This is a genomic window from Acinetobacter sp. (assembly GCF_036659555.1).
Taxonomy (GTDB): Bacteria; Pseudomonadota; Gammaproteobacteria; order Pseudomonadales; family Moraxellaceae; genus Acinetobacter.
Genome location: NZ_JAVXCI010000078.1, coordinates 1 through 2176 on the forward strand (window position 1 = coordinate 1; position 2176 = coordinate 2176).

Genomic DNA, 2176 nt, shown 5'->3' on the forward strand with positions numbered 1-2176 from the left:
CGGGCGTTGCCCGTCGTTTAAATGTATCTGTACCGACGAGCCGTATTAACGAGCAATTTGAAGCCCGTTTGAAACGCACTGCCAAAACTGCGAAGATCAACGGCTTCCGTCCAGGTAAAGTGCCTGTAAACGTAGTTCGCCGCGAATACGGCGCCGGCATTTATCAGGAAGTTGTCAACGACATCATCCGCGACACAGTTTTCGAAGCGATCCAGCAGGAAAAAATCAATGCTGTCGGCATGCCGAACATTGAAAAAACTGAAATGAAAGATGACGCTTTGGTTTATGAAGCGACTGTGGAAGTTTATCCGGAAGTTGAAGTTAAATTCGAAGGCCTGGAAGTTGAACGCAAAGCGTCTGAAGTCAATGACAAAGACGTAGAGAAGATGATTGAAAATCTGCAAAAGCAGCGCGCTTCTTGGGCGGAAACCAAAGGCATGGCGAAAAAAGACATGCAGGTGACTTTCGACTTTGAAGGCTCAATTGACGGCGAAAAATTCGAAGGCGGCTCTTCAGAAGACTTTAAGCTGGTTCTAGGTTCTGGCCGCATGATCCCTGGCTTCGAAGACGGCATCGTCGGCATGAAGAAAGGCGAAGAGAAAGTTATTGATGTAACTTTCCCTGAAGACTACCAGGCTGAAAACCTGGCTGGCAAATCTGCGCAATTCAAAATTACGGTGAAACTTGTTGAAAAGCAAAAGCTTCCAGAAATTGACGCTGAATTCCTGAAAGTATTCGGCTTGACTGAAGAAGAAGGCATTGAAAAGCTGAAAGCTGACGTTCGCAAAAACATGGAACGTGAAGTGAAAAACGGCCTGCGCAACCAGGTGAAAGGCGCCGCTTTTGACGCGCTTGCAGCGGCCAACGAAGTTGAGCTTCCAGAAGCTATGCTTACTCAGGAAATTGACCGCCAGCGCCAGCAAATGATCCAGCAGTTCACGCAGCAGTTCGGCGCGCAAGGCGCGAAAGCGTTTGACAGCAGCATGCTTCCAGATGACCTGTTCAAAGAGCAGGCTGAAAAATCAGTTAAGCTGGGCGTATTGGTCAGCAAAGTATTGGCTGATGCGAAGCTTGAAGTAGATCAGGCGCGTGTTGACGCTTATATCGAAGAAATGGCGTCTTCTTACGAAGATCCTAAAGAAGTGGTTGAATACTTCAACAGCGACAAGCAGCAGCGCGCTCAGATCGAATCAGTAATTTTAGAAGACCAGGTTGTAGACCACATCCTGGCTTCCGCTAAAGTGACTGATACAGCAGTAAGCTACGAAGACTTGCTGAAAGAGCAGCAAGCCCGTCAGCAAGGCTAATCCAGCTCAGTAAAAAAAGGCGCGTTAAGCGCCTTTTTTTATCGGCATTGCGGGGCGGTGAACCGCCCTGAATTTACAAGGCTTATGCAAAAAATATCGGTTATTTAATTGGGAATCTTTTGCAATTTCGGCAAATATCCCTCATATTGTGAACATGGGTTGAGTCACAAAAAATTTAGGAATAAATAAGCGTATGTATGTTCCAGCAATTGAAAACGCCTTAGTGCCAATGGTGGTTGAGCAATCTTCTCGCGGCGAGCGTTCTTTTGATATTTATTCACGCCTTTTGCGTGAACGCGTAATTTTCTTGACCGGCGAAGTAGAAGACAACATGGCGAACCTGATTGTCGCGCAAATGCTGTTTTTAGAAGCCGAAAACCCAGATAAAGATATTCATTTATATATCAATTCACCGGGCGGTTCGGTGACTGCCGGCATGGCGATTTACGACACCATGCAGTTTATCAAGCCTGATGTGGTTACTTACTGCATGGGCCAGGCCGCTTCTATGGGCGCGTTCCTGCTGAATGCCGGAGCCAAGGGCAAGCGCTATTGCCTTGAAAATGCCCGCGTCATGATTCACCAGCCTTTGGGCGGTTTCCGCGGACAGGCATCGGATATTGAAATCCATGCGCGCGAAATCCTGTTTATTAAAGAGCGCCTGAACCGCCTGATGGCGGAGCACAGCGGCCAGGACTATGAGCGCCTGGCGAAAGATACTGACCGCGACAACTTTATGACTGCGCAGCAGGCGAAAGAATACGGTCTTGTGGACGAAGTTTTATCTAAGCGTCCCTAAGTTTTAAAGATTAGTTTATTGGAGTGAATATGTCCGAACATCCTCAAGGACAAAAGCATTGTTCATTTTG

At 47.3% G+C, this 2176-nt stretch carries 2 protein-coding genes; both read left to right on the forward strand.

Translation table 11 applies throughout. The features are described 5' to 3' along the window. A partial coding sequence (gene tig, locus RSA72_RS10865; protein WP_332633181.1) for a trigger factor occupies nucleotides 1–1307 on the forward strand: 1307 nt, incomplete at its 5' end. A gap of 193 nt (nucleotides 1308–1500) precedes the next feature. Next, nucleotides 1501–2106, forward strand: coding sequence for an ATP-dependent Clp endopeptidase proteolytic subunit ClpP (clpP, locus tag RSA72_RS10870; protein WP_332622340.1), 606 nt, complete (start codon nucleotides 1501–1503; stop codon nucleotides 2104–2106). Nucleotides 2107–2176 lie beyond the last annotated feature (70 nt).